Below are 26,795 nucleotides of genomic sequence, written 5' to 3' on the forward strand. Positions count from 1 at the left end.
AAGTTCGTTGGCGCTGAACCGGTTACCCTCCCCACGTCATCGGTGGGCCGTGAACCATGCCCGGATGCGATGGTTTTCGGTCAGCATGCGCAGCACCGACGTATACTCGGCCGGAATTCCGCCCGCAATGGCGGCGGCGATCCATTCGTCGCGGTCGATGTCGGGATGAGTGACCGGGGCGCTCGAGACCCCGCTGATGATGGCGGCCGTGTCCGCCACGGTGATCGCTTCGGGACCGGTGAGCGTGTATTGCGCGCCCGCGCGCGGCCGGATCGGCGAGGGTCGCGTGCCTTTCACTGTCGGCAAACCTCCTCACCTTGCGAGTGGCGGACCGGGCAAGCGGTTCCGGGTAGCTCGAACGCCAAGCAGGACAAGAGTTTTTCGCGAGACCGAATGCCGGGCTGGTCATCGAGCTCCGCGAGACGAACGTCGGCGGGTCGCGCCGCACTCAAGCGGACCGCGTACGCAGCTCGTCGGTTATCGCCTGCCGGATCTGGTCATGGCGTGCGCCGAGTGCGTAGCGCTCATGGGTCCACCGATCGGGCGGATAGACCCACACCGGGCCGCCCACCAGATCGTCGGGCTCCCAATCGAATCGCGGCCACACGTGAACGTGAAGGAAGGCATCGGTGTTGCCGAGGATCTCCAGATTCACCCGCCGGAAGGCCGGATCCAGGCGCGCACACGCCCGCTCGACCGCCTCCCCCAACCGATCCATATCGGCAAGAAACGCAGCCCGCTGCGGCCGAGACAACTCGGAAAGGCGTTGCACCGCAGGATCATCGGTCAGCAACAGTGAGTAGCCTGGTAGGAACTGAGTGTCACCGATGACGGCGAACCCGGCCGTGAGCCGACACATCACCGTCGGATTCGCCCCACGCAAGGCGCTGCCGATCCGATCGTTGCGCCAATCGTTCATCTCCACACCTTAGCGAGCCCACATCAGCTGTACCGACAGGTGCCGAGCGGGACGACCCACTCGAGGTTCGCTGAACTGTGCCCCACTCGGGCGGGACGCACCCTTGTAGTGCCTCCGCAGCCGATCCGGCCTCGCCGCACGCTGTCTGCCCATTTCTGGTCGGGACTGCCTGTGGCCCTTGCAAAAACCATGCTGGGGCCTTGACCGAACGAGTGCGTCGAGGCGGATCAGAATTGCGAGGTGGTGGGTTCAGCGAGCAGCAATGCCTCTCAGTGGAAGGATTGCCGCGTCGTCGCTGCCGGAGGTGACGCCGACCGAACCCTGTGACAGGGCCCAGCGGGCGCTTGTCCTGTGTGGGCATCGTCGGCGAATTCCTGTGGCGTGGAGGGTTTTCCGTCCGGAACGATCGGGCTGGTCTCCCAGCCATGGCCGCGCTCGGCGATCGGGGAACTGCTACCGGGCCGCTCGCGCGACGTCGAGGATCCAGGTGATGCCGAAGCGATCGCGAAGCATCCCGAAGCCGGGTGCCCACGGGGCCGGACCGAATTCTTCGATGACCGTCGCGCCGGCCGCGAGGCGTTCCCACAACGCGCCGACCTCCTCGACGGTGTCACCGCGCACGGAGAGGAAGAACGGCTCCGTGGTGATGGTGGTGCCGTTCTCGCGGCGGGTGGTGGGCGCACCCTGGGCGACCGATGCGTTCTCACCGGGCACGTCGTAGGCCATGACCCGGAACCCGTTGTCGGCGATGACCTGGCCGAACACCACCTTGGTGGCGTCCGGCAACTCGGCGGGCATCCCGAAGTCACCGTAGGTGGCTACGGAGAGTCGACCGCCGAACACCGACTGGTAGAACTCCAGGGCCGCACGGGCCTGTGCGTGGAAGTTGAGGTGGGCAACAGCGTTTACCGACATGGTGATTCGGTCCCTTCACAAGTGGTTTCGACACCGGGGGTTTCCCCCGACGAGAGCCACCCTGTCAGCAATACCGGACAGGGAACGTCCGCTACCTGTGGCAGTCTGGCCACCATGCCGACCGCCTCCTCGACGGTGACCTCCCGTCGCCTGCTCTCGCTGCTGTCGCTGCTGCAGGTGCGCCGTGACTGGCCGGGAGGCGTGCTCGCCGAGCGGCTCGGCGTCAGCGAACGCACGGTGCGCCGCGACGTCGAACGCCTACGGGAACTCGGTTACCTCGTCCGAGCTGTCAAGGGACCCGAGGGCGGCTACCGGCTCGAAGCGGGCATCGAACTGCCGCCGCTGCTGTTCGATGACGAGCAGGCCGTCGCGCTGGCGGTGGCATTGCGGATCGCGGCCGGGACAGGGGCGGGTATCGAAGAGGCTGCGGCACGAGCGCTCACGACCGTCCGCCAGGTCCTGCCTTCCCGCCTGCGCCGGCGCATCGACATGCTCGAGATCACCGCCGTCGAAGCAGCCGCGCACGGGGACGACCCCCAAGTCGACACCCACGTCCTGCTCGCGCTGAGCGCGGCCATCCGATCCAGGGAGGAACTCCGGTTCGACTACCGGTCGCCGATCCCGCCGCACGACACCGATCCGCAGCCGCCGCGGCGAGTGCAACCCCATCACCTCGTGGTCCGTGGTGGACGCTGGTATCTCATCGGATGGAACCCGCAGCGTTCGGACTGGCGGATCTACCGCGCCGACCGGATGACGATCCGTATCCCCAACGGGCCGCGCTTCACACCCCGGCAACTGCCGGGCGACAACATCGCCACCTTCCTCTCGGCCCGGTTCAAAGGCTCCGAAAGCACGACCACCTGGCCTTGCCACGGCGAGGTGATCCTCGACCTCCCCGCCACCCGGGTGGCCCCGTTCGCCGCCGACGGCATCGTCGAGGAGCTCGGCCCCACCCGAACCAGACTGCTGACCGGCTCCTGGTCCTGGGCCGCACTCGCAGCGACGCTGGCGCGTTTCGACGCCGAAATCGAAGTCATCGGCCCGGATCCACTGCGTGACGCCTTCGCTGAACTATCCCGTCGCGCAGCCCGCGCCACACGCACGAAGGCATAGGTTCGACGGCACCCTAGCAACCTGGCACCCCTGTCCCAGATCTGGAACTGTGTCGCTTTCCTACGAGACCTCTACCCCCCGGGCGCGGCCTCGATAGGCTCGCTGGCAAGCCGGCATGCTATCGACCTCCAATGCCCCTGAGCCAGTAGCGCTTTCGACGAATCAATGGACACACCTGTTGTGGGTGGCCAGCATTTGAGGCGGATCATCTCCTCGCTGACATTCGTTCGGCTGCAACACTGTCCGCGGCGAGGTCTTGCGCGCCGATCTCACCAATGCGCTGACCACGATCCATCGGCACGGCATCGCATTACGTAACGATCTGGACGGCATGCCCGACCTCACCCAGCCCGCGGTGGCGCCCGGTGGCACGTTCGCTACGAGTTCACTGCCCCGACGCGGGCATCTGCTTCTTCCATCCGCACGTCGACCAAGCGGGCATGCATGGAGTGGCTGTCTACAGCTACACCACCGTGAACAAACGATGTGACCAGTATTACAATGCCTGCGGGCAAACGCGGAGGAAACGGATTGAACACAGCAGCGCACGGCAACCCCTGGGTCGCCGTCAGGCCGGATGACGATCTCACGCAGTTGACACAGCGAGTGTCGTCCGCCCACCGCTCCTTCCTCGAAGGTGTGGACCAACTGCCGACCCTGCGCCCCGAGTGCTACTCGGTGCGCCCGGTGGTTCTCGATTCCTGGCGTCGCAGCCGCAGCAACGGTGTCGACCCCGACGACTCCGGAGACGGGGTGGATCTCGACGGTCTGGAACTGCAGCGGTATCGGTCCGCACATCCGACGGCGCTCATCCGGCCGGTCGTGCGAAAGCTGCTGGTCGAAGACGCCGCCGAGGCCGGGCTGCTGGTAGCGATCAGTGACGCCGAGGGGCGATTGCTCTGGGTCGAGGGCGATTCGAAGGTCAAGGACCGAGCCCTTGCGATGAACTTCGTGGAGGGCGCCGACTGGAGCGAAGACAGGGTCGGTACCAATGCCCCTGGTACCGCGCTCGCCCTCGATCACCACGTGCAGTTCTTCGGGGCCGAACATTTCAGCCGCATCGTGCACGAGTGGAGCTGTTCGGCCGCCCCTGTGCATGATCCGCTGACCGGCCAGATCATCGGCGCCATCGACATCACCGGTGGCCCGCGCGTCGCCGGGCTGGAGGTGTTGTCCCTGATCAGGGCGACGGTGTTGGCCGCGGAATCCGAGCTACGGCTACACCTGCTCGATTCCCCCAAACCGCTCGACACGACGACGCGACTGCGGGTGCTCGGCTCGGATCGGCCGTCTCTGACTCGCAACGGCGAGCGCATCCGCCTGTCGCAGCGGCATGCCGAGATCCTGTTGCTGCTGGCCGACCATCCGGAGGGTTTGAGCGCCGACCATCTCGCCATGCTGCTCGACGAATCGGAGTTGGATCCGGTAACAGTGCGGGCGGAGCTGTCCCGGGTGCGAAAGCTGTTGGGCGCCAACGGCCTCGGCTCGCGACCATACCGACTGCTGATGGAGCTCGACACCGATGTCGACGAGGTTCGACGCGCACTGGGGCGCGGCGACGCGGCGGCGGCATTGCGCGCCTACCCGGGCCCGATTCTGCCCCGCTCGCTGGCGCCCGGTATTACCGAGCTGCGCACCGAGTTGCATGGTTGTCTGCGTGCGGCTCTGCTGACGGCGGGCGATCGCCGACTCCTCGGCCAGTGGACCAGTTCGGTCGACGGACGCGACGACGTTGCGGCCTGGAGCGCGTACCTCGCCACCCTCGACCGACATTCCTCGATGTATGCCCAGGTCAAGTCCAAACTGACGCTGCTGGACCGCAGACTGGGCATCTGACCAGTTTCTTGCAACTGTCGTGCAACGTTGCCGCTCCTAGTGTTCCCGATCACACCTGCTGCAGGAAATGTCACAAGATCGAGGAGCATTCGATGACCGTCTTTGCCCGCCCAGGAACACCCGAAGCCGTCATGTCGTTCCAGGCTCGTTACGACAATTGGATCGGCGGCGAGTGGGTAGCACCTGTCAAGGGGCAGTACTTCGAGAATCCGACCCCGGTCACGGGTCAGCCGTTCTGCGAGGTCGCCCGTGGCACCGCCGAGGACATCGAACTCGCTCTCGATGCCGCTCACGCCGCCGCACCGGCCTGGGGCAAGACCTCGGTTGCCGAGCGCGCCATCATCCTCAACAAGATCGCCGACCGGATGGAGCAGCACCTCGACGCGATCGCCCTCGCAGAGACCTGGGACAACGGCAAGCCGATCCGCGAGACCCTGGCCGCCGACATCCCGCTCGCGATCGACCACTTCCGCTACTTCGCCGGCGCGATCCGCGCCCAGGAGGGCTCGCTGTCGGAGATCGATGTCGACACGGTCGCCTACCACTTCCATGAGCCGCTCGGCGTGGTCGGCCAGATCATTCCGTGGAACTTCCCGATCCTGATGGCCACGTGGAAACTCGCCCCTGCCCTCGCCGCGGGCAATGCCGTTGTCCTCAAACCGGCCGAACAGACGCCGGCCTCGATCCTGTTCCTGATCAGTCTCATCGGCGACCTGCTGCCGCCCGGCGTTGTCAATATCGTCAACGGCTTCGGCGTCGAGGCAGGCAAACCGCTGGCGTCGAGTCCGCGAATCAAGAAGATCGCGTTCACCGGCGAGACCACCACCGGCCGCCTGATCATGCAGTACGCCTCCCAGAATCTGATTCCGGTCACCCTGGAGCTCGGCGGCAAGAGCCCGAACATCTTCTTCTCCGATGTGCTCGCCGCGAACGACGACTACCAGGACAAGGCCCTGGAAGGTTTCACCATGTTCGCGCTCAATCAGGGCGAGGTCTGCACCTGCCCATCGCGCGCGCTCATCCAGGCTGATATCTACGACGAATTCCTGGCCTCTGCCGTGGTGCGCACCAAGGCCGTGCGACAGGGCAATCCGCTCGATACGGAGACCATGATCGGCGCGCAGGCCAGCAACGATCAGCTCGAAAAGATCCTCTCCTACATCGAGATCGGCAAGGGCGAGGGCGCAACGCTGCTCACCGGCGGTGAGCGCGCCGACCTCGGCGGCGACCTGTCCGGCGGCTACTACGTGCAGCCCACGGTGTTCGCTGGACACAACGCGATGCGGATCTTCCAGGAAGAGATCTTCGGCCCCGTCGTCTCGGTGACCTCGTTCGCCGACTACGACGATGCCATCAAGATCGCCAACGACACCCTTTACGGGCTCGGCGCCGGCGTCTGGTCACGCGACGGCGCGGTGGCCTACCGGGCAGGCCGCGACATCCAGGCCGGGCGGGTGTGGACCAATACCTATCACCAGTACCCCGCGCATGCGGCGTTCGGCGGGTACAAGCAGTCCGGGATCGGCCGCGAGAACCACCACATGATGCTCGCCCACTATCAGCAGACGAAGAACCTCCTGGTCGGCTACGCGTCGAAGGCGCAAGGCTTCTTCTGATGGTCGATGCCGCTGCGGTCATCCCCCGGCGGGTGCTGGCTACCGCGGCGGCGATGGATCTGCTCCGTCGCCTCCGCGGTCTGCACGGACCGCTGATGCTGCACCAATCCGGTGGATGCTGTGATGGTTCGGCCCCGATGTGCTACCCCGCAGGCGAATTCGTGGTCGGCGACCACGATGTCCTACTCGGACTGCTCGATCTGCGGTTGCTGGTCGGCGAACTGCCCGATACTCCTCCCACACCGGATGATATTGCGCCGGTGTGGATCTCAGGCCCGCAGTTCGCCGCCTGGCAGCACACCCAGCTCGTCCTCGACGTCGTGCCGGGACGTGGTTCCGGATTCAGCCTGGAATCGCCGGAAGGACTTCGATTCCTCAGTCGCGGAAGGGTTTTCGAGCACGCCGAACTACTCGCGCTGGCCGGGACCGAAACCGTGACCGGTGCGGACTGGGTGCGCGGCGCGCGTCCGACACCATCAGCCCAACCCCAGGTCGTCGGCCGAGCGGCCGATGCCTGTCCTGTTCCCGTTCGCGGAACACCCAAGAACTCTGTGTGATTCATCCAGCAAGAAGGAGGTCGCGATGGCGATCCCCACTGATCGGCCCACCCACGACGACCACAACCAGGACAGTGCTTACCTTGCGAAGCGAACACTGAAATCGGGGTCTGCGGGCTGGTTGCTTCTCGCCGGTCTCGGCGTCAGCTATGTGATCTCCGGCGACTACGCCGGCTGGAACAACGGTCTGGCGCAGGGCGGTTTCGGAGGCTTGCTCATCGCCACCGTGGTGATCGCGGGCATGTATCTGGCCATGGTGCTCGGCATGGCCGAGATGTCCTCGGCGTTGCCCGCGGCGGGTGGTGGCTACACCTTCGCCCGGCGCGCGCTCGGGCCCTGGGGCGGATTCGCCACTGGCGCGGCCGTCCTCATCGAGTACGCCATCGCGCCCGCGGCCATCGCGACCTTCATCGGTGCGTATGTCGAATCGCTGCATCTGTTCGGGATCACGGACGGCTGGTGGGTCTATCTGGCCGTGTATGCGCTGTTCATCGGCATTCATCTCACCGGCGCCGGTGAGGCGCTCAAGGCGATGTTCGTCATCACCGTGATTGCGTTGGTCGGGTTGGCCGTCTTCGTGGTGTCGGCGTGGGGATTGTTCGACGCGGGGAACCTGACCGACATTCCGGCAGATCCTGCGGCGGTGGGCAGTTCGTCGTTCCTGCCGTTCGGGTACTTCGGGATCTGGGCCGCGGTGCCGTTCGCGATCTGGTTCTTCCTGGCGGTGGAGGGTGTGCCGTTGGCCGCCGAAGAAGCACGGGAACCGGAGAAGAACGTGCCCAAGGGCATCATCATCAGCATGCTGGTGCTGATGACCACCGGCGCGATGGTGCTGTTCCTTGCGACCGGAGCTCTCGGCGCCGAGGCGATTTCGACCTCGGGCAACCCGCTGGTCGAGGCGCTCGGGGGTTCGGGTGCCGGCAAGCTCGTCAACTACATCGGTCTGGCCGGGTTGGTCGCGAGCTTCTTCTCGATCGTCTACGCCTACTCGCGGCAGACCTTCGCGCTCTCGCGGGCCGGATATCTGCCCACGAGCCTGTCGGTCACCAATGCGCGCAAAGCGCCCATGCTCGCGCTGATCGTGCCCGGCATCATCGGATTCGCACTCTCGCTGACCGGTGAGGGCGCGATGCTGCTGAACATGGCCGTCTTCGGCGCGGCGCTGAGCTACGTGCTCATGATGATCAGCCACATCGTGCTGCGCGTCCGGGAACCGAACATGCCCCGGCCCTATCGCACCCCGGGCGGGATGCTCACCACGGCCTTCGCCCTCGTGATCGCCTGCACGGCCGTCATCGCCACCTTCCTCGTCGACCGCACGGCCGCGACCTGGACCTTGCTCGCCTTCGCCGGATTCATGGCCTACTTCGGTCTCTACAGCCGCCATCACCTGGTCGCCAACTCGCCGGACGAGGAATTCGCCGCCCTGGCCAAGGCGGAGGAGGAGCTCGAATGACGGTCTACCACCAGCAGATCGGCGGCACCAACTACAGCTTCGACGGTCTCGTCGAATTGATGGCCAAGGCGACGCCACGGCGTGGCGGCGACGAACTGGCCGGCTGTGCGGCGGCATCGGACGCCGAACGCGCGGCCGCGCAGTGGGCGCTCGCCGACGTGCCGCTCGACTGGTTCCTCCGAGAACTCTTGGTGCCCTACGAGGACGACGAGGTCACCCGACTGATCATCGACTCGCACGATCGCGTTGCCTTCCAAGCGCTCTCGCATCTGACCGTCGGCGGCCTGCGGGACTGGCTGATGGAGACATCGGCCCGCGACGATGCCGCCGCCAGGCTGCGGGCGGTATCCCAAGGACTGACACCGGAAATGGTGGCCGCGGTCAGCAAGATCATGCGCAATCAGGACCTCATTGCGGTCGCCCGGGCCACCGAGGTGACGGCGGGCTTCCGCACGACGATCGGGCTGCCCGGGCGACTGAGCACCCGTCTGCAACCCAACCATCCGACCGACGACCCGCGGGGTATCGCCGCCGCGACCCTCGATGGACTGCTGCTCGGCTGCGGTGACGCGGTGATCGGCATCAATCCGGCGACCGACTCCCCGCATGCCACCGCGGATCTGCTCCATCTACTCGACGAGATCCGTCAGCGCTTCGCCATTCCCACCCAGTCGTGCGTGCTCTCGCATGTGACCACGACGATCGAGCTGATCGAGAAAGGTGTTCCGGTGGATCTGGTCTTCCAATCCGTCGCGGGCACCGAAGGTGCGAATACCGGCTTCGGAGTGAATATTTCGCTGCTGCGCGAAGGCAACGAAGCAGGACGATCGCTGCAGCGCGGCACCGTCGGCAACAATGTGATGTACCTGGAGACCGGACAGGGATCGGCGCTGTCGGCGAACGCGCACCTGGGCACCGGTGGCAAACCCGTCGACCAGCAGACCCTGGAGGCCCGCGCGTACGCCGTGGCGAGAGATCTGCAGCCGCTCCTGGTGAATACGGTCGTCGGCTTCATCGGCCCCGAGTATCTCTACGACGGCAAACAGATCATTCGCGCCGGCCTCGAAGACCACTTCTGCGGCAAATTGCTCGGCCTGCCGATGGGCGTCGACGTGTGCTACACCAACCACGCCGAAGCCGACCAAGACGATATGGACACCCTGGTCACTCTCCTCGGCGCGGCCGGAGCGGCGTTCGTTATCGCGGTGCCGGGCGCCGATGACGTCATGCTCGGCTACCAGAGCCTCAGCTTCCACGACGCCCTGTACGCGCGGCGGGTACTCGGCCTGCGCGTCGCACCGGAATTCGAGACGTGGCTGCAAGGACTCGGCATGGCCGATGCGGGCGGACGAATACTGCCTGTGGAAATCGCCTCCTCCCCATTGCGTGAATTGACCGGAGCGCTATGAGCATCGAACGCGGAGATCTGACGCCGCAGGACTTCTGGGACATGCTGCGCCCGAGCACCCAGTCCAGGATCGGTCTGGGCCGCGTCGGTGACGCACTGCCGACGGCGAATGTGCTCGAATTCCGCTCGGCACACGCTGCGGCCCGCGATGCGGTCCACCTGCCACTCGACGTGTGCGCCTTGGCAGCTCGGGTCGAAGCGGTCGGCCTCGGCACACCCGTGACCATCCGCAGCCGGGCCACCTCTCGACCCGAGTACCTGCGCCGCCCCGACCTCGGCCGACTCCCCGACGACCTGACCGCTGTCCCCCACACCGGTGCCGACCTCGGCTTCGTTCTCGGCGACGGACTGTCACCGCTCGCCCTCATGAACCACGGCGCACCTCTTCTTGCCGCCATCGCCGAAGAACTCGCCGACACCTATTCGATCGCGCCACCGGTCATCGCCACCCAAGCCCGGGTCGCCCTCGGCGATCACATCGCCACCGCCATGGGAGTGCGCACCCTGGTCGTCCTCATCGGTGAACGCCCTGGTCTCTCGGTGGCCGACAGCCTGGGCATCTACCTCACTCACCTACCGCGGCCCGGCCGAACCGACGCCGACCGCAACTGTATCTCCAATATTCATCCGCCCGAGGGCCTCGGCTACCACCAGGCGGCAAAGGTGGTGTCCAGCTTGATCTCCGGCGCACGGAAGCTCGGCAGATCCGGCGTAGACCTCAAGGACACCTCCCGCGCCCAGGAATTGGTTTCCACTGCGGCGCTGACGATTTTGGAAACAGCCGAATAGAAGCCGGGTCGCGGCCGACCCCGGACAGGGCGGCCGACATGATCACCATGCAGTGTTGTAGTGCCGCCGTCTCCCCTGCGCGGCCTGCATGCGAGAGAAGAAGAGACGAGATGACCGAAACCACCGCCGACCACCTGGATGCCTATCCGCCCAGCGCTGAGTTCGCGGCCGCCGCCAACGGCGACGCCTCTCTTTATGCTCGAGCCCAAGCCGATCGCGACGGGTTCTGGGCCGAGCAGGCACAACGCCTGCACTGGCATCAGCCCTTCACCCAGGTGCTGGACTGGGACGACGCGCCCTTCGCCAAGTGGTTCGCCGACGGCAAGCTCAACGTCGCCTACAACTGCGTGGACCGGCACGTACTCGACGGACACGGCGACCGGGTCGCCATCCACTGGGAAGGCGAGCCCGGCGACTCCCGCGACATCACCTACGCCGAACTGCTGGCCGAGGTGTCACGCGCCGCCAACTACTTCACCGGCCTGGGACTGTCCGCGGGCGACCGCGTCGCCATCTACATGCCGATGGTCCCCGAGGCCATCGTGGCCATGCTCGCCAGCGCCCGCCTGGGCCTGACCCACTCGGTGGTCTTCGCCGGCTTCTCCCCCAGCGCCCTGCGCCAGCGCGTCGACGACGCCGCGGCCAAACTGGTCCTCACCACCGACGGCCAGTGGCGGCGCGGCAAACCCGCCCCGCTCAAGGCGGCCGTGGACGAGGCTCTCGCCGAAGGCGATTCGACCGTCGAGCACGTACTCGTGGTGCGCCGCACCGGCATCGACACCGAGATGACCGAAGGCCGCGACCTGTGGTGGGACCAGACCGTCGCACTCTCCTCCCCCGAGCACCAGGCCCAAGCCTTCGACGCCGAGCACCCGCTGTTCATCCTCTACACCTCCGGCACCACCGGAAAACCCAAGGGCATCCTGCACACCTCCGGCGGCTACCTGACCCAGGCCGCCTACACCCACCACCACGTCTTCGACCACAAACCCGGCCACGACGTGTACTGGTGCACCGCCGACATCGGCTGGGTCACCGGGCACAGCTACATCGTCTACGGGCCGCTGGCCAACGGCGCCACCGAGGTCGTCTACGAGGGCACCCCGAACTTCCCCGACGAGCACCGCCACTGGCAGATCATCGAAAAATACGGCGTCACCATCTACTACACGGCACCGACACTGGTACGCACGTTCATGAAGTGGGGCCGCGAGATCCCCGACTCCCACGACCTGTCGAGCCTGCGGCTGCTCGGCTCGGTCGGCGAACCGATCAACCCCGAGGCCTGGCGCTGGTACCGGGACGTGGTGGGCGCCAACAAAACTCCCATCGTCGACACCTGGTGGCAAACCGAGACCGGCGCCATCATGATCTCCCCGCTGCCGGGCGTCACCGCCGCCAAACCCGGCGCGGCCATGACCCCACTGCCCGGCATCTGCGCGAAAGTCGTCGACGAGGAAGGCAACCCGGTCTGTCTCGGCGAGACCGAGGCCAACGGATACCTGGTCCTCGACCAGCCCTGGCCGTCCATGCTGCGCGGCATCTGGGGCGACAACGAACGCTACCGCGACACCTACTGGTCCCGCTACGCCGAGAAAGGCTGGTACTTCGCCGGTGACGGCGCCAAACTCGACACCGACGGGGACCTGTGGGTCCTCGGACGCGTCGACGACGTCATGAACGTCTCCGGCCACCGCATCTCCACCGCCGAGGTCGAATCCGCACTCGTCGGCCACTCCAGCGTCGCCGAAGCAGCCGTCGTCGGCGCCTCCGACGACACCACCGGCCAAGGCATCGTCGCCTTCGTCATCCTCACCGCCGAAGCCACCGACACCGGCACCGACCTGATCACCCAACTCAAAGCCGAGGTCTCCCGCGAGATCTCCCCCATCGCCCGCCCCCGCGAAATCCACATCGTCCCCGAACTACCCAAGACCCGCTCGGGCAAAATCATGCGCCGCCTGCTGCGCGACGTCGCCGAAGGCCGCGAACTCGGCGACACCTCAACCCTGCTCGACCCCAACGTCTTCGAATCCATCCGCGCCGGCAACGCCTGAACAAGCACACCCCGCACCCACACCGACGTCTTGACATAGAGGGGACCAGTAGCGGACCCCCTGAGCCGCGGGCAGTCTCACCGCATGCCGCGCTGGCCGCTTCGGTCAGCGCGGCATGCGGCTACGAGCGGATGTCCTTGACTCGCGTCCGTTTCGCCGCTGACCAGCGGATCAGAGGATCTTTGTATATCGACGTCCAGGTATAGGCTCCGACAGCGTGGACGTCTATCTGCTACGACACATCCATCATGCACGTCCGCTGGACGGGTCTCCGACACGACACGGCGACGATGATGGAGACCTTGACTGGGACGAGCACGAGGGAGACGAGGTCAAGCTCTTGGGTGTCTACTCAACCGAGCAGCGCGCACAGGAACGCATTCGCGAAGCGCAGACTCTCCCCGGTTTCCGGAACGAACCCGACTGTTTTCACATCGACAAGTGCCAAGTCGACAAGGACGACCGGACCTCGGGCTACTTCACATATCGCTACTAGCTATCGTTCCTTCGCGAGGTGAATGCACGACATTCGGCAAGAGTGGACGTTCCGCCGGCCTCGGATCGGCACGGCGAGTTGATCTTCCGATGCCCCGCGCTGGCCGGTTCGGTCAGCGCGGTGTGTCCGAGTAGTACCTCTTTCCAGCATCGGAACTCACGCACCGGCCGACCCCGCAAAGCATCGTCAGAAGGCAAGCGCCGCAAGGTTGTATCCACGAATCGACCGTCGGTCGCGTCGATACTCGACAGCGACGTCAGACCCGAGACTCGGTCCGACCAGGTGGGTCGATAGGCCGGCAAGCCGGGCTCCGCGACCTGTCCTCGACCCGGCCCGACGCCGCCCGCGTTCGCGAGATGCACGACGTCATCGCGTGGATGGGCAACGAAGTCCCCCTCATCGACTGGTGGGCCGCTCAGCGCGGCCCCGGAAAGTAAGGGCTCCGGCCCGCCGACGCGCAAGCTGTTCCCGACGTAATGTTCGAAACCACCTACAGCGGAGCGGATCACGTCATGGGCACACCACCACAGCCACCTACCGACGACGACTACTGGAAGCCGCAGGCGCCCGGCGCGATTCCCCCCGCGCCACCTGAATACCTTCAGGGCAGTGGCGAATACATCCCGCAATTCGACTATCCCGAGCAGGCGGTGCGGCCCACGCCACCGGTGCCGCGCTACCAGCCCTATGCCCACATTCCAGTGAGCTCGCCACCGGAGGGCAAGGGGCTGGCGCTCACGGCCCTGATCTTCGCTGTGCTGTCACTCGGAGTGCCGTGCCTATTCGGTTGGGCCGGGATCTTTCTCGGACTCACGGCCGCCAGAAAGGGACATCCGCTGGGCAAAGTGGCGATCTGGACGTCCATCGTCTGCATGTTCATCGGGTTTGCGCTGGCAGCCCTGGCGAAAAAGTACTGGCTGTAGCGAGGGTGGTTCCGGCGCTGCAGTGATTTGGCCGACGTCGGGACCAAACCTGTTGCGAGTGGGCATGATTCTTCGTCGGGAACGCTACCACTGCTGCGCTGCGCTCGAAACGACGGACGGAGGAGGACAGGGTCAGGTGACGATGCGGACTGCGTAGGGCATGATGCCGTCTTCGCGGACGGCGGCGACGCGGACGACCTCGCCACTTTGGGGGGCCTCGATCATTTTGTTGTTGCCGAGGTAGAGGGCTACGTGTTCGCTGCCGCCGGGGCCCCAGAAGAGCATGTCGCCGCGGGCGCGCTCGGCTACGGGAACCCTTGTGCCCATGGTGTATTGGTAGCCGGAGTAGTGGGGTAGGGAGACGCCGATGCCGGCGAAGGCGTAGATCATCAGGCCGGAGCAGTCGAAGCCGGTCTTTTTGTAGTCGCCGTAGCTGTCGGCGGTACCGCCGTCGCGGATGCCGAGGGTGGGGCCGTCCTCGTCGCCGCCGCCCCAGGCGTAAACGACGCCCAGCTGGGACATGGCACGGTCGACCACGGTCTCGATGAGCTGAGAGTTGGAGCCTCGAGGCCGGTTGGGCTGGATGGAGCGCTTCGGTGGCGGTGAGGTGTCCTGCACGACGTGCGGGCGATGGCCCTGGCCGAGCTGACTGGCGCGATCGGCGGCAGCGCGGTCGGCGGCCACGCGCGCGGCGGCGGCTACCGCGGCGGCGCGGGCCGCGGCCTCCTCGGCCTTGCGCTGCTGGTCCCAGGCGGCGAAGGTGTCACGCTGACTCTGCAGGCCCGCCACGTTGGCGCGGGCCGCGTCCAGTCGCTGCTGGGCCGAATCACGCTGCCCGACAAGGTCGTTGCGGCGGATGTTCTGCTGGTCGAGTTCGGCCTGGGCCGCGGTGACCGCGTTCTGGGCCTCGGTCTTCTTGGCGTCGGCGGCAGCCGCGGCGGCGTCGGCGGCCTGCTGGGCCTGTTTGGCGGCGGAGGTCTTGTTGGCCTGGTCCACCTGGGCGTGGCGCAGGGCGTCGACCACCTGCTGCTGATTCTTGGAGGCGATGGTCAGCACCTGCGCGCGGTTGAGCGCGATCTCGGGGCTGGGCGCGGCCAGATAGCTGACCAGTGAGGTAGAGCCGGGACGCATGTAGACCTGGGCGACGTACTTGTCGAAATTCCCGTGCGCGGTATCGACTTTCGCACCGGCGTCGGTCAGATCCTGCTGGCACTGGGCGACGGCGCGGGCGGCGGTGTCGGCGGCATCGCGAGCCATCTGCAGATCCACCAGGGCCTTGTTGACGGCCTCGCGACGACCGGCGACCGCGTCGTCGAGCTGCTGCAGCTGCTGTTCGGCGGCGGCCACCTGGTTGATGAGGGCGCCGACCTCGCCGACGCCCGCGTCGACCTGGGCGCCCGCGGCATTGAGGTCACTGTCGCTGGGGTTGGGCGGCGGCGGTGGTACCGCGTGCCCGCCGGCCATGGGCAATGCCAGCACGATGAGCGCTACGAGCAACTCCGTAGCGATCCCCACCGGGCGTCTCAGTCGCTTCGCCGGTCGTCGCATCGCACCTCCCTGGAGTCCCATCCGGCACAACAACCCCAAACGTGCCATCGCGAAACCGTACGGCACGTAAAGGATCCCGCCGCTCAGGCACGCCACAATCACACGCATGTAATTCACCGGTAGCCAAGAAGTTGCAGGTAAACCCCACAATCACCACGCGTCACAACACGCGACACTCGGTACGTTTCCGGCGTGTCGCGGACAAACCAGACCCGGCACACCCCGATCCGGGCATGAAAAAAGGGCCCGGGACGAACCCGAACCCCGAACGGAGACACCGCCTCCCAGCGCGAACGCGCTACCCGACCGGCGCCGGCGCACCCGCCGCACGCTGCCCGCGCCGCACCTTCACCGCGTACAACCCGCCGATCGTCGCGATCAGCACACCCAGGATGACCAGCGTGATCACCGTCCACGACACGGTCTCCGGCTGCTCGAGCCGATCCACGAAAACCTGCGCGGCGTCGGTGGTGTGCTCGGGGCCGCGGTACTTGGCCTTGTCCTCGGCCCACTCCAGGTGCCCGCGGGTGAACTGGTCGCTGTAGGTGCCCACCCAGTCGTCGCTGAAGACCACCACGGTGCCGTGCTCGATCTTGCCGACCTCGTTGGCCAGATCGCGCAGGTTCGCCTCGATCCCCGGATTGCCCTGCACCACAATGATGTCGAGCTGAACGCCGTGCTCACGCGCGTCGGCGGCGATGGCGGCGAGGGCCTCCTGATCGCGTCCGGAGGGGGCGGCTACATGATCATCGGCGAGATCGGCGATGATGGCATTCAGGTCGGTGTTCGGCGGCAGTTCCGCCTTCGAGGGCGTGAAAACCGAGGAGTGCGGAGCGGTCACGAAACGCAGGGTACGGGACGGCTTGTCATATCACCTCACCGCGCCACACGAGACACCTCACCGATCGCGCGAATTGACGTCTCGCACTGGGCGGAATCCCGGGCCCGACGGCCCGATAACCCGCCCCCGATGTGCTCACAGGACAAGCGTACTGTTAATGTCGGAAAACGGACGAGGCCCGCGCCTCGACGAGCCATCGGCACAGCCCCGCCGGTGGCCCTCCCATTCACAGACGAGTGGAGCTGAACGTGACGAGTATCGATACCTTCGGCGCCAAGGGCACCCTCGAGGTCGGAAGCAACTCCTACGAGATCTTCCGACTCTCGGCCGTGCCCGGCACCGAGAAGCTGCCCTACGCCCTGAAGGTCCTCGCGGAGAACCTGCTTCGCACCGAGGACGGCGCGAACATCACCGCCGACCACATCCGCGCCATCGCCAGCTGGGATCCGTCGGCCGAGCCCGACACCGAGATCCAGTTCACGCCCGCCCGCGTGATCATGCAGGACTTCACCGGTGTCCCCTGTGTGGTCGACCTGGCCACCATGCGTGAGGCCGTCACCACCCTCGGCGGCGACCCGAACAAGGTCAACCCCCTCTCCCCCGCCGACATGGTCATCGACCACTCGGTCATCCTCGACGTGTTCGGCCGCGCCGACGCCCTCGAGCGCAACGTCGACCTCGAGTACGAGCGCAACTCCGAGCGCTACCAGTTCCTGCGCTGGGGCCAGGGCGCCTTCGACGACTTCCGCGTCGTCCCGCCGGGCATGGGCATCGTGCACCAGGTCAACATCGAGTACCTGGCCCCCACCGTCATGGTCCGCAACGGCCAGGCCTACCCCGACACCTGCGTCGGCACCGACTCGCACACCACCATGGTCAACGGCCTGGGCGTGCTGGGCTGGGGCGTCGGCGGCATCGAGGCCGAGGCCGCCATGCTGGGCCAGCCGGTCTCCATGCTGATCCCGCGCGTCGTCGGCTTCAAGCTGACCGGTGAGATCAAGCCGGGCGTGACCGCCACCGACGTCGTGCTCACCGTCACCGACATGCTGCGCAAGCACGGTGTGGTCGGCAAGTTCGTCGAGTTCTACGGCGCCGGCGTGGCCGAGGTGCCGCTGGCCAACCGCGCCACCCTGGGCAACATGAGCCCCGAATTCGGCTCCACCGCCGCGATCTTCCCGATCGACGAGGAGACCATCAACTACCTGCGCCTGACCGGCCGCAGCGACGAGCAGCTCGCGCTCGTCGAGGCGTACGCCAAGGAGCAGGGCATGTGGCACGACGCGGCCAACGAGCCCGCGTACTCGGAGTACCTGGAGCTGGACCTGGGCACCGTGGTGCCGTCCATCGCCGGCCCGAAGCGCCCGCAGGACCGGATCCTGTTGTCGGAGAGCAAGACCGCCTTCCGCAAGGACATCCGCAGCTACACCAACGACCCGGTTCCGCACACCGCGCTGGACGAGGCCCTCGAGGAGTCCTTCCCGGCCAGTGATCCGGTCGCCTCCGGCACCGCCACCGACGAGACCGCTGTCCCGAACGCCGCCAACGGCAATGCCGGGCGTCCGTCGAAGCCGGTCAAGGTTTCCGATCCCGAGCGCGGTGAGTTCGTGCTGGATCACGGCGCTGTCGTGGTCGCGGGCATCACCTCCTGCACCAACACCTCGAACCCGTCGGTCATGATCGGCGCCGCGCTGCTCGCCCGCAACGCCGTCGAGAAGGGCCTCGCGTCCAAGCCGTGGGTCAAGACCAACATGGCTCCGGGCTCGCAGGTCGTCGCCGACTACTACGAGAAGGCCGGCCTGTGGCCGTACCTGGAGAAGCTGGGCTTCTACGTGGGTGGCTTCGGCTGCACCACCTGCATCGGTAACACCGGCCCGCTGCCGGAGCAGATCTCGGCCGCGATCAACGACAACGACCTGTCGGTCACCGCCGTGCTCTCGGGTAACCGCAACTTCGAGGGTCGCATCTCCCCCGACGTGAAGATGAACTACCTGGCTTCCCCGCCGCTGGTCATCGCGTACGCGCTCGCGGGCACCATGGACTTCGACTTCGAGACCGACGCCCTGGGCCAGGACCAGAACGGCAACGACGTCTTCCTGAAGGACATCTGGCCGTCCCCGCAGGAGATCGACGACACCATCAAGTCGGCGATCAACAAGGAGATGTTCACCAAGTCCTACGCCACCGTCTTCGCGGGCGACGAGCGCTGGCAGGGTCTGAACACCCCCGAGGGCGACACCTTCGCGTGGGACGACAAGTCGACCTACGTCCGCAAGGCGCCGTACTTCGACGGCATGGAGATGGAGCCGGCCCCGGTCGAGGACATCAAGGGCGCGCGCGTGCTGGCGCTGCTGGGCGACTCGGTCACCACCGACCACATCTCCCCCGCCGGTCCGATCAAGCCGGGCACCCCGGCCGCGCAGTACCTCGACGCCAATGGCGTTGCGCGCAAGGACTACAACTCGCTGGGCTCGCGTCGTGGTAACCACGAGGTGATGATCCGCGGCACCTTCGCCAACATCCGTCTCCGGAACCAGCTGCTGGACGACGTCTCGGGCGGTTACACCCGCGACTTCACCCAGGACGGTGGCCCGCAGGCGTTCATCTACGACGCCTCGCAGAACTACCAGGCCGCGGGCATCCCGTTGGTCGTGCTGGGCGGCAAGGAGTACGGCTCGGGTTCCTCGCGTGACTGGGCCGCCAAGGGCACCCGTCTGCTGGGCGTCAAGGCCGTCATCACCGAGTCGTTCGAGCGCATCCACCGCTCGAACCTGATCGGCATGGGCGTCGTGCCGCTGCAGTTCCCGGCCGGCGAGTCCGCCGCATCGCTGGGCCTGGACGGCACCGAGGTCTTCGACATCGAGGGCATCACCAAGCTGAACGAGGGTGTGACTCCGAAGACCATGAAGGTCACCGCTACCAAGGAGAACGGCGAGAAGGTCGTCTTCGACGCGGTCGTCCGCATCGACACCCCCGGCGAGGCGGACTACTACCGCAACGGCGGCATCCTGCAGTACGTGCTGCGCAACATGATTCGCGGCTAAACAAACCGCGCGCCTCGGTCTTCGAAGGGCTGTTTCGAAGCCGAGTCGTGGTGGTGGGCACCGGTTTCCGGTGCCCACCACGCGGCCCGTCCCCGGGTCGCTTCGCTCGTCGCTCGTGCGGGTTCTCCGATTTGGTCGCAAGATCGATAAGGAGAACCCGCACAACACGTTTCGGAGGAGCCAGTGCCCAAGGTCAGTGACGACCACCTCGCCGCCCGGCGCAGCCAGATTCTCGACGGAGCCCGCCGCTGCTTCGCCGAGTTCGGCTACGAGGGCGCCACCGTGCGTCGACTGGAGGAAGCGACCGGTCTGTCGCGGGGCGCGATCTTCCACCACTTCCGCGACAAGGACGCCCTGTTCCTGGCCCTGGCCCAGGAGGACGCGGGCCGCATGGCCGAGGTCGCGGCCACCCAGGGCCTGATCCAGGTCATGCGCGATATGCTGGCCCGCCCAGAGGATTTCGACTGGCTGGGCACCCGCCTGGAGATCGCCCGCCGCCTGCGCAACGACCCCGAATTCCGGGCCAACTGGGAAGAACGCTCCGAAGAGCTCACCGCCGCCACCGTCGCCCGCCTCGAACGCCGCAAGGCCGCCGGCGCCCTGCGCGACGACGTCCCCACCGAAGTCCTGCTCGGCTACCTGGACCTGGTCCTCGACGGCCTCATCGCCCGCATCGCCTCCGGCCACGCCAACGACAACCTCGAAGCCGTCCTCGACCTGGTGGAAGCCTCGGTCCGCCGCAAGCAGTGACGAACCCGTTGGTCGCCGCGCGCTGAGAGCATCCCTCGGCGAGCTACGCCGCGACCCTGCGCGCCGAGGAGCCCGTGAACGCACTCGCGGCGATTCGGTCGATGCCGACCCATCCGGACGCGACCGCCGAGGTGCGATCGGCGATGGCTGCGCAGCAGAGTCGAGCCGCCGAACATCTCGCCGTGGACGATGCCGAGTTGCGAGCCGGACTCTTGGGGGCGCTCACCATCGGCGTGGTCATCGGCCGCCATCTACTGCACCTCGACGGCCCCGACGCAGCGCCGGAACGGATCACCGCGCTGCTGCGCCCGGCGTTCCACGACATCGCCCACGGCCGGCCCGAACCCGAGCCGACAGCCTGACCCGAGAGGTCAGTCGCCGTCTTCGAGTTCGGTCAGCAGCAGTCGAGTGATCCGGTCCAACTCCTCGCGCTCACGATCGGAAAGCACCGAGAGGATGCGAGTTTCGTTCTCGAAGTGCTCGGTCACGACGATGTCGATGAGGTGCAGGCCGCGGTCGGTGAGCGCGACTCTGATCGAGCGCCGGTCGCCCGCATCGGCGATCCGCCGCACCAGGCCGGCCTTCTCCAGCCGATCCAGGCGGCCGGTCATCCCGGCCCGCGACATCATGAGTGTGTCGGCGAGACCGGAGGGGTTGAGCTCGTAGGGTTCCCCCGAACGCCGCAGTGTCGCAAGCACATCGAACTCACCGCGCTGCAATCCGTGTGCGGTGAACACCGATTCGATCCGGTCGGCCGCCACCACCGACAGGCGGCCCAGCCGCCCGATGATGGCCATGGCCACGCCGTCCAGGTCCGGCCGTTCCCGCCGCCACTGCTCCTGGATCACGTCCACCGCATCGATCTTCTTCTCACCCATGGACAAGATTCTATTCGATGCAATATAGTTCGGTAGCGAATTATCACCCATCGAATCACTTGGAGCCGACATGACCACCGCTTCCCGCCCCGCCGCCATCCGCCGGCCCCAGGACGCCGAGATCATCGGTGACCAGCCCGTCTCGGTGCGGCTGCTCATCGATTCCAATGAGGCGGGCGGGTCGGTGAGCACGGTCGAGGTCACCATGACCCGCGGCGCGGACGGGGCGATGCCGCACTACCACACCCTGTCCGACGAGCTGTTCTACGTGGCCGACGGCGAACTCCAGGTCCTGGCCGGGGACAAGATCGTCACCGTCGGTGCGGGCGGCGCGATCGTCGTCCCCAAGTTCATGCCGCACGCCTTCGGCGCGGCCCCCGAGAGTCCGGCCCGCATCCTCATCGCCCTCATGCCCGGCGTCGAACGCCACGGCTACTTCCGCTTCCTGGAGCGCCTCGCCCACGGCGAGGCCACCCCGGCCGATATCGAAGCCGCCCAGCAGGAGTACGACAACCACTTCATCGACGCACCGCAGTGGTGGGCCGAGCGCAACGCCAACCGCGCCTGAACCCGCGCATCAACCTCACAGACCCGCGAATTCGTGAATCCCGCACTGCCGCTGAGGAATCCGCCGAACCGAATCGGTGATCGCGTGATTCCCGCGGCGCGTGCGGCACAACGGCCACACCGGCCGGTTCCCGTTGCGCCGCCCCGATCCCGAGCGCGCAATCCAGGACACGATGCTCGATCCGCCGGTCACCCACCGGCACCGAGGATCGCACGGCAACCTGCCGATATACACGAGAACACCGTCCCGACTCGCCAGTAGCCCGGCGGTCGCCGGCGGGGTGTGCCACAGACCACTGGAAACGCGGAATGATCATTGCCGCGGGCCGGGTTGGTAGGTTCATGGCGTTCTCTGTCCCCATCACCGTCCGCGGGTACGAGCTCGATATCAATGGGCACCTGAATCAGGCCGTGTATCTGCAGTACGCCGAGCATGCGCGCTGGGAGCTGCTGCGGGCGGGCGGGCTGCCGGGCGAGAAGATGGTGGCCGCGGGAATCGGGCCGGTGGTGCTGGAACAGACGGTCAAGTACCTGCGCGAACTGCATCTGGGCGACGAGGTCGCGGTGAGCTGCGAATTCGAATGGACGGGCGGCAAGATCTTCCGGATGCGCCAGCAGATTGTGAAACTCGACGGCACGGTGTCGGCGGAGATCGATGTCGTCTCCGGCATTCTCGATCTCGCCGCCCGCAAACTGGTTGCGGATCCCGGTGCGACCCTGCGGGCGGTGGCCGACTCGCCGGACATCCTCGGTCTCTGATCGGACGTCGCACACACCGGCCGGTCCCAATTTTTCAGCGAAAATCTTTCGGCGGGAGTGGTTTCCGAAAACCCGCCCGAGTTTGCCGGAGTAGCTGAAATCTTTCGTTGCGGACCGAATTCGGTGCTCAGCGGGATATGATTCAGATCACGCTCGGCCCCGCAGCAAATCCCGAGCAGATCGGAGTTCAGCATGACCGGCGCCCTGCACCGAACGGGATCGGCGATCCTCGCCAGCACCTCGCCACCGCTACCCGGCTACCTTGTCGCAGCCACCGAGCGAAGTATCAGCGTGCGTGTCGGCGACGGCACCACCTGGACCTTCCATCGGACCGATGTCCTCGACATCGCCCGGTGGGATGCTGCGACAGCACAGGGCAGCTGTGAGGGCCGCCCGGTGCTGGTGCGCGTACGGTCCGGCGCCACTGCCGATTTCACGCGGCGCCGTCGTGTCGAGGTCACCGATCGTCCCCTCACTCTGTCTCCGGACCACAGTCCCGCGCGGGGCGACGACGAACTGCGCGCGCTCACCGAAATCTGGGCCCGCGGACTGGATCTCACCACTCGTCCCGGTGCCGGCGGGGCCACCATGACCTGCTGCCAGACCCGGTCGCACCTCGGCAGCGACGACGGCATCGCCTGCGACAGCCTGGACTGACGGAAGCGCGCATGGCCGCCCGCACCATGGGATCGGTGCTCATCGTCACCGAGGCCGAGGACCTCCACGGCGACGCCCTCGCCGCCACCCTGCGCAAACACCACGGGCACAACCCGATTCGCCTCGATATGCGCGACTTCCCACGTGAGAACGGCACTTTCCGACTCGGCGGGGACGGCTCCTACCGCAGCCTGTCGCACATCTTCGGGCTCGACGATGTCACCTCGGTGTGGTGGCGCCGGCCCCATCCCTGCGCTGTACCGGCCGGTCTGTCCGAGGAAGACGACACCTACCGCCGCGCCGAATGCGACGGTTTCCTCCAGGGACTGCTGTGGTCGATCCCGGCCCTGTGGGTCAACGACCCCGGGGCCGACCGCACCGCGAGCCGCAAGGTCGTGCAGCTGGAGACGGCCTACCGCGCCGGCTTCGCGGTCCCGGAGACCCTCGTCACCAATGATCCCGACGAGGCGCGCGCCTTCATCGAATCCCGGCCCGGGTCAGTGGTTTACAAGCGCACCGGCACCGGGCGCGGCGCGTTCACCGAGACCCGGCTGTTCACCCCGCCGGATTTCGACCGGCTGGCCACGATTCGCAACTCCCCCACCATCTTTCAGGACTACATCCGGGCCGAGAGCGATCTGCGCATCGTCTGGGTGGACGGCATGGAGTGGGTGGTGCGCATCGACTCGCAATCCGGTGTGGGACGGGTGGATTCGCGCCTCGACACGTCGGTGGCCTTCACCGCCGATCGCCTGCCCGCCTCGGTGAGCAAATCGCTCACCACGCTGATGGGCGCGCTGGGACTGGCTTTCGGCGTGCTCGACCTGCGGGTGGGTCTCGACGGCGAGTTCTACTTCCTCGAGGTGAACCCCCAGGGACAGTTCGCCTATCTCGAAATCAAGACCGGTCTGCCGATTTTCCAGAGCCTCGCAAACCTACTGGTTCTCGGCGACGGGACCGTGATCCCCTAGCGGCCGCACGCCATCGCGAATCGTCGAACATCGCACCGTATCGCCCGAATTCGCGGCAGGTCGTCCGAAATCGCAAGTCGTCGACCGGCTTTCGCCGGTCGAGAACCCGCAATCCACCCCGGAAGGGAAAGACGCTACTTGCCGGCCTTGGCGGCCTTGCGGCGGTTCGCACCGCCCCGGCTGCGGAGTTGCACATGCGACTCCACGAGCACGTTGTGGATGAAGCCGTACGACCGCCCGGTCTCCCGGGCCAGGGACCGGATGCTGGCTCCGGCCTCGTACTGCTTCTTCAACTGGGATTGCAGGCGATCGCGGGATTTCCCGGTGACGCGCGTGCCTTTACCCAATACGGCTTTACCCTGTGCGGGCCTGTCACTCATGGCTTCCTCCGAGTCGCCGTGGGCGCCTCATTCCAGGTTAGAGACTCGGATGCCTGTGATCAACGAAACGCTGTGATATGAGTCACCGACTTTCGGAAATCACGCGTTTTTCCGTGTGGGAGGCGCATTCTCACGCCAGCTGGATCAGTTCCAGGTAGTCCTGCGACCAGTGATCCTCGGTGCCGTCGGGGAGCATGATGACCCGCTCGGGGTTGAGCGCCTCGGCCGCACCCGGGTCGTGGGTAACCAGCACGACCGCGCCCGCGTAACTGCGCAGCGCGTCGAGCACCTGTTCACGCGAGACCGGGTCCAGGTTGTTCGTAGGTTCGTCCAGCAGAAGGACATTCGCGGCGGAGGAGACCAGACCGGCCAGTGCCAGACGGGTCTTCTCACCGCCGGACAGCGTGCCGGCGGGCTGCTCCAGCTGCGGGCCGGAGAACATGAACGCGCCGAGTAGGCCGCGCAGATCCTGTTCGCCCGCATCGGGTGCAGCGTGGCGGATGTTCTCCCAGACCGTGGCCTGATCGTCCAGGGTGTCGTGCTCCTGGGCGAAATATCCGACCTTCAAGCCGCGACCGGGCTCGATCTGCCCGGCGGTCAGGGTCTCCACCCCGGCCAGCAGCCGCAGCATGGTGGTCTTGCCCGCACCGTTGAGGCCGAGGATCACGACCCGGCTGCCCTTGTCGATGGCCAGGTTCACGCCGGTGAAGATCTCCAGCGACCCGTAGAGCTTGGTCAGGTTGGTGGCCATCAGCGGCGTCTTGCCGCAGGGAGCCGGCTCGGGGAATTTGATGCGCGCCACCTTGTCGGCCACCCGGATCTCGTCGGCCTCGGCCAGCATGCGCTCGGCGCGCTTGACCATCTGGTGTGCCGCAGCGGCTTTCGTGGCCTTCGCGCCGAGCTTGGCGGCCTGCTGCTTGAGCGCGGACGCCTTCTTCTCGGCATTCGCGCGCTCGCGGACACGGCGCTGCTCGTCGGTGGCGCGGGCGTCGAGGTACTTCTTCCAGCCCATGTTGTAGATGTCGGCCTCACCGCGCACGGCGTCGAGGAACCACACCTTGTTGACCACGTCGCCGAGCAGCTCGACATCGTGGGAGATGACGATGAGGCCGCCGTCGTGGTTCTGCAGGAAGCTGCGCAGCCAGGTGATGGAGTCGGCGTCGAGGTGGTTGGTGGGCTCGTCCAGCAGCAGCGTGGTGTCGGACTTACCGCCACTGCCGTCGGAGGCGCTGAACAGGATGCGCGCCAACTCGATTCGGCGGCGCTGACCGCCGGAGAGGGTGCGCAGCTGCTGGTTCAGCACCCGGTCGGGCAGGCCCAGGCTGTGGCAGATGCGGGCGGCCTCGCTCTCGGCCACGTAGCCGCCGAGGGCGGAGAAACGCTCCTCGAGCCGGCCGTACTTGCGGATGGCCTTCTCGCGTTCGGCGTCGTCGGCGACCTCGGCCATGAGCGCCTGCTGCTTCTCCATATCGCGCAGCAGGGCGTCGAGCCCGCGCGCCGACAGCACGCGGTCCTTGGCGAGCACATCGAGGTTGCCCTCGCGCGGATCCTGGGGCAGATAGCCAATTTCGCCCGAACGGATGACCTTGCCCGCGTAGGGTTCACCCTCACCGGCGAGAATTCGCAGGGTGGTGGTCTTCCCGGCACCATTGCGCCCCACCAGCCCGATCCGATCCCCGGCCTGCACCCGCAGCGCCGACCCCGGCGCTGTCAGCAGGGTGCGGACTCCGGCCCGGACCTCCAGGTCGGTCGCGGTGATCACAAGCGTCTCCTCGGGTACAGCGAATGCCGGTAGTTAACTGAACGAGTGTGCGCCATCGCGGCACACAAGAACCACCGATTTTACCGGGGCCGCCTCCCTGGACCGAATCGAGCACATCCCTCGCTACCGCAGACCGGGGGACCGGGTAACGGCGGTCACACTCCCGGGAGCCGGTCGGCGCGCAGCGGGCAACCCCCACAGGGGGCCGCTCGCGAACCGCATGCCGGTGGGACAGCGGAGTGCGCGCCGCCCGCACGACGCTGCGGCCGGCAACGTCATTTCGAACCGCCCGAATGTGAAGGCGATGTGGATCTCCGGGCAGGTTCCGAATCGACCGCCGCCATTACTCGCTGGCGACCGGCGTCTGCACCGTCCCGAACAATCACACGAACAACGCCGACGAAGCCGATCATCTTTATCAGGAAGCGCTGGACGAATCCACCGGCAAAGAATGCACCGCTCGCACGATGACGCGGCCAAATTGGTCGGTCTTGCAATAGAGGATGCCTGCCCGGAAGCAGGAAAAAATACGGACGCACCGGCCGGTTCTTGA

26 protein-coding genes are annotated in these 26,795 nt (G+C 66.6%); 18 read left to right on the forward strand and 8 right to left on the reverse strand.

Annotated elements, in window-relative coordinates; genetic code table 11:
• Window positions 1-36: 36 nt before the first annotated feature.
• From ACQP1O_RS25060 to ACQP1O_RS25070, 3 genes are all read right to left on the reverse strand, one after another.
• Window positions 37-297 carry a hypothetical protein gene (locus ACQP1O_RS25060; RefSeq protein ID WP_433560915.1) on the reverse strand — a complete coding sequence of 87 codons (261 nt, stop codon included), beginning with the start codon at window positions 295-297 and terminating at the stop codon, window positions 37-39.
• 151 nt (window positions 298-448) lie between these two features.
• Window positions 449-919 (reverse strand): HIT family protein, encoded by a 471-nt coding sequence (locus tag ACQP1O_RS25065; protein ID WP_433560916.1) that lies wholly within the window; start codon window positions 917-919, stop codon window positions 449-451.
• Between the two features lie 453 nt (window positions 920-1,372).
• Window positions 1,373-1,834, reverse strand: coding sequence for a VOC family protein (locus ACQP1O_RS25070; RefSeq protein WP_433560917.1), 462 nt, complete (start codon window positions 1,832-1,834; stop codon window positions 1,373-1,375).
• Window positions 1,835-1,948: 114 nt separating this feature from the next.
• Here ACQP1O_RS25070 and ACQP1O_RS25075 point away from each other — a divergent pair, with 114 nt between their 5' ends.
• The 11 genes from ACQP1O_RS25075 to ACQP1O_RS25125 all read left to right on the forward strand — a co-directional run bounded on the left by ACQP1O_RS25075 (window position 1,949) and on the right by ACQP1O_RS25125 (window position 14,088).
• Window positions 1,949-2,950, forward strand: a complete 1,002-nt coding sequence (locus ACQP1O_RS25075; protein WP_433560918.1) for a helix-turn-helix transcriptional regulator — start codon at window positions 1,949-1,951, stop codon at window positions 2,948-2,950.
• Between the two features lie 256 nt (window positions 2,951-3,206).
• Window positions 3,207-3,440: a multicopper oxidase domain-containing protein gene (locus tag ACQP1O_RS25080; protein ID WP_433560919.1), complete on the forward strand. Its 234-nt coding sequence runs from the start codon at window positions 3,207-3,209 to the stop codon at window positions 3,438-3,440.
• A gap of 41 nt (window positions 3,441-3,481) precedes the next feature.
• A complete protein-coding gene (locus ACQP1O_RS25085) occupies window positions 3,482-4,786 on the forward strand; it encodes a transcriptional regulator (RefSeq protein ID WP_433560920.1) in 1,305 nt (434 codons plus the stop codon).
• 92 nt (window positions 4,787-4,878) lie between these two features.
• Window positions 4,879-6,402: an aldehyde dehydrogenase gene (gene adh, locus ACQP1O_RS25090; protein ID WP_433560921.1), complete on the forward strand. Its 1,524-nt coding sequence runs from the start codon at window positions 4,879-4,881 to the stop codon at window positions 6,400-6,402.
• Window positions 6,402-6,959 (forward strand): DUF779 domain-containing protein, encoded by a 558-nt coding sequence (locus ACQP1O_RS25095; RefSeq protein ID WP_433560922.1) that lies wholly within the window; start codon window positions 6,402-6,404, stop codon window positions 6,957-6,959. Before adh ends, ACQP1O_RS25095 begins: the two co-directional genes overlap by 1 nt.
• A 25-nt stretch (window positions 6,960-6,984) precedes the next feature.
• Window positions 6,985-8,415: an ethanolamine permease gene (gene eat, locus ACQP1O_RS25100; protein WP_433560923.1), complete on the forward strand. Its 1,431-nt coding sequence runs from the start codon at window positions 6,985-6,987 to the stop codon at window positions 8,413-8,415.
• On the forward strand, window positions 8,412-9,824 hold the full coding sequence (locus tag ACQP1O_RS25105) for an ethanolamine ammonia-lyase subunit EutB (RefSeq protein ID WP_433560924.1): 1,413 nt from the start codon (window positions 8,412-8,414) through the stop codon (window positions 9,822-9,824). The genes eat and ACQP1O_RS25105 overlap by 4 nt, the downstream gene beginning before the upstream one ends.
• Window positions 9,821-10,612, forward strand: coding sequence for an ethanolamine ammonia-lyase subunit EutC (gene eutC / locus ACQP1O_RS25110; RefSeq protein WP_433560925.1), 792 nt, complete (start codon window positions 9,821-9,823; stop codon window positions 10,610-10,612). Before ACQP1O_RS25105 ends, eutC begins: the two co-directional genes overlap by 4 nt.
• A 110-nt stretch (window positions 10,613-10,722) precedes the next feature.
• Window positions 10,723-12,669 carry an acetate--CoA ligase gene (gene acs, locus ACQP1O_RS25115; RefSeq protein ID WP_433560926.1) on the forward strand — a complete coding sequence of 649 codons (1,947 nt, stop codon included), beginning with the start codon at window positions 10,723-10,725 and terminating at the stop codon, window positions 12,667-12,669.
• A 217-nt stretch (window positions 12,670-12,886) separates the two neighbouring features.
• Window positions 12,887-13,165: a DUF7336 domain-containing protein gene (locus tag ACQP1O_RS25120; RefSeq protein WP_433560927.1), complete on the forward strand. Its 279-nt coding sequence runs from the start codon at window positions 12,887-12,889 to the stop codon at window positions 13,163-13,165.
• 476 nt (window positions 13,166-13,641) lie between these two features.
• Entirely contained in the window at window positions 13,642-14,088 is a 447-nt protein-coding gene (locus tag ACQP1O_RS25125; RefSeq protein WP_433560928.1) for a hypothetical protein, read from the forward strand.
• Window positions 14,089-14,220: 132 nt separating this feature from the next.
• On the opposite strand, the gene ACQP1O_RS25130 is transcribed toward ACQP1O_RS25125, so the two are convergent.
• Together ACQP1O_RS25130 and ACQP1O_RS25135 are read right to left on the reverse strand one after the other, a co-directional pair.
• Window positions 14,221-15,636 (reverse strand): NlpC/P60 family protein, encoded by a 1,416-nt coding sequence (locus ACQP1O_RS25130; protein ID WP_433560929.1) that lies wholly within the window; start codon window positions 15,634-15,636, stop codon window positions 14,221-14,223.
• Window positions 15,637-15,934: 298 nt separating this feature from the next.
• Window positions 15,935-16,477: an Rv1476 family membrane protein gene (locus ACQP1O_RS25135; protein ID WP_433560930.1), complete on the reverse strand. Its 543-nt coding sequence runs from the start codon at window positions 16,475-16,477 to the stop codon at window positions 15,935-15,937.
• Between the two features lie 248 nt (window positions 16,478-16,725).
• On the opposite strand from ACQP1O_RS25135, the gene acnA reads away from it, so the two are divergent.
• The 3 genes from acnA to ACQP1O_RS25150 all read left to right on the forward strand — a co-directional run bounded on the left by acnA (window position 16,726) and on the right by ACQP1O_RS25150 (window position 20,630).
• Window positions 16,726-19,518, forward strand: a complete 2,793-nt coding sequence (acnA, locus tag ACQP1O_RS25140) for an aconitate hydratase AcnA (RefSeq protein WP_433560931.1) — start codon at window positions 16,726-16,728, stop codon at window positions 19,516-19,518.
• A gap of 183 nt (window positions 19,519-19,701) precedes the next feature.
• Entirely contained in the window at window positions 19,702-20,268 is a 567-nt protein-coding gene (locus tag ACQP1O_RS25145) for a TetR/AcrR family transcriptional regulator (protein ID WP_354845361.1), read from the forward strand.
• 56 nt (window positions 20,269-20,324) lie between these two features.
• A complete protein-coding gene (locus ACQP1O_RS25150; protein WP_433567780.1) occupies window positions 20,325-20,630 on the forward strand; it encodes a hypothetical protein in 306 nt (101 codons plus the stop codon).
• A 9-nt stretch (window positions 20,631-20,639) separates the two neighbouring features.
• Here ACQP1O_RS25150 and ACQP1O_RS25155 read toward each other — a convergent pair whose 3' ends face one another.
• Complete coding sequence (locus ACQP1O_RS25155) at window positions 20,640-21,146, reverse strand: MarR family winged helix-turn-helix transcriptional regulator (protein ID WP_433560932.1); 507 nt, start codon at window positions 21,144-21,146, stop codon at window positions 20,640-20,642.
• A gap of 70 nt (window positions 21,147-21,216) precedes the next feature.
• Here ACQP1O_RS25155 and ACQP1O_RS25160 point away from each other — a divergent pair, with 70 nt between their 5' ends.
• The 4 genes from ACQP1O_RS25160 to ACQP1O_RS25175 all read left to right on the forward strand — a co-directional run bounded on the left by ACQP1O_RS25160 (window position 21,217) and on the right by ACQP1O_RS25175 (window position 24,100).
• Entirely contained in the window at window positions 21,217-21,714 is a 498-nt protein-coding gene (locus ACQP1O_RS25160; protein WP_433560933.1) for a cupin domain-containing protein, read from the forward strand.
• 341 nt (window positions 21,715-22,055) lie between these two features.
• Window positions 22,056-22,472 carry an acyl-CoA thioesterase gene (locus ACQP1O_RS25165; RefSeq protein WP_379439237.1) on the forward strand — a complete coding sequence of 139 codons (417 nt, stop codon included), beginning with the start codon at window positions 22,056-22,058 and terminating at the stop codon, window positions 22,470-22,472.
• A gap of 192 nt (window positions 22,473-22,664) precedes the next feature.
• The gene (locus ACQP1O_RS25170) at window positions 22,665-23,129 is read left to right on the forward strand and encodes a hypothetical protein (protein ID WP_433560934.1); all 465 of its coding nucleotides are present in this window, start codon (window positions 22,665-22,667) and stop codon (window positions 23,127-23,129) included.
• 11 nt (window positions 23,130-23,140) lie between these two features.
• Window positions 23,141-24,100, forward strand: a complete 960-nt coding sequence (locus ACQP1O_RS25175) for a hypothetical protein (protein ID WP_433560935.1) — start codon at window positions 23,141-23,143, stop codon at window positions 24,098-24,100.
• 134 nt (window positions 24,101-24,234) lie between these two features.
• Here ACQP1O_RS25175 and ACQP1O_RS25180 read toward each other — a convergent pair whose 3' ends face one another.
• Entirely contained in the window at window positions 24,235-24,480 is a 246-nt protein-coding gene (locus tag ACQP1O_RS25180) for a helix-turn-helix domain-containing protein (RefSeq protein WP_033087059.1), read from the reverse strand.
• Between the two features lie 130 nt (window positions 24,481-24,610).
• Complete coding sequence (locus tag ACQP1O_RS25185; protein WP_379388325.1) at window positions 24,611-26,242, reverse strand: ABC-F family ATP-binding cassette domain-containing protein; 1,632 nt, start codon at window positions 26,240-26,242, stop codon at window positions 24,611-24,613.
• Window positions 26,243-26,795 lie beyond the last annotated feature (553 nt).

The sequence above is a fragment of the Nocardia sp. CA-151230 genome, from assembly GCF_050942175.1.
Taxonomy (GTDB): Bacteria; Actinomycetota; Actinomycetes; order Mycobacteriales; family Mycobacteriaceae; genus Nocardia.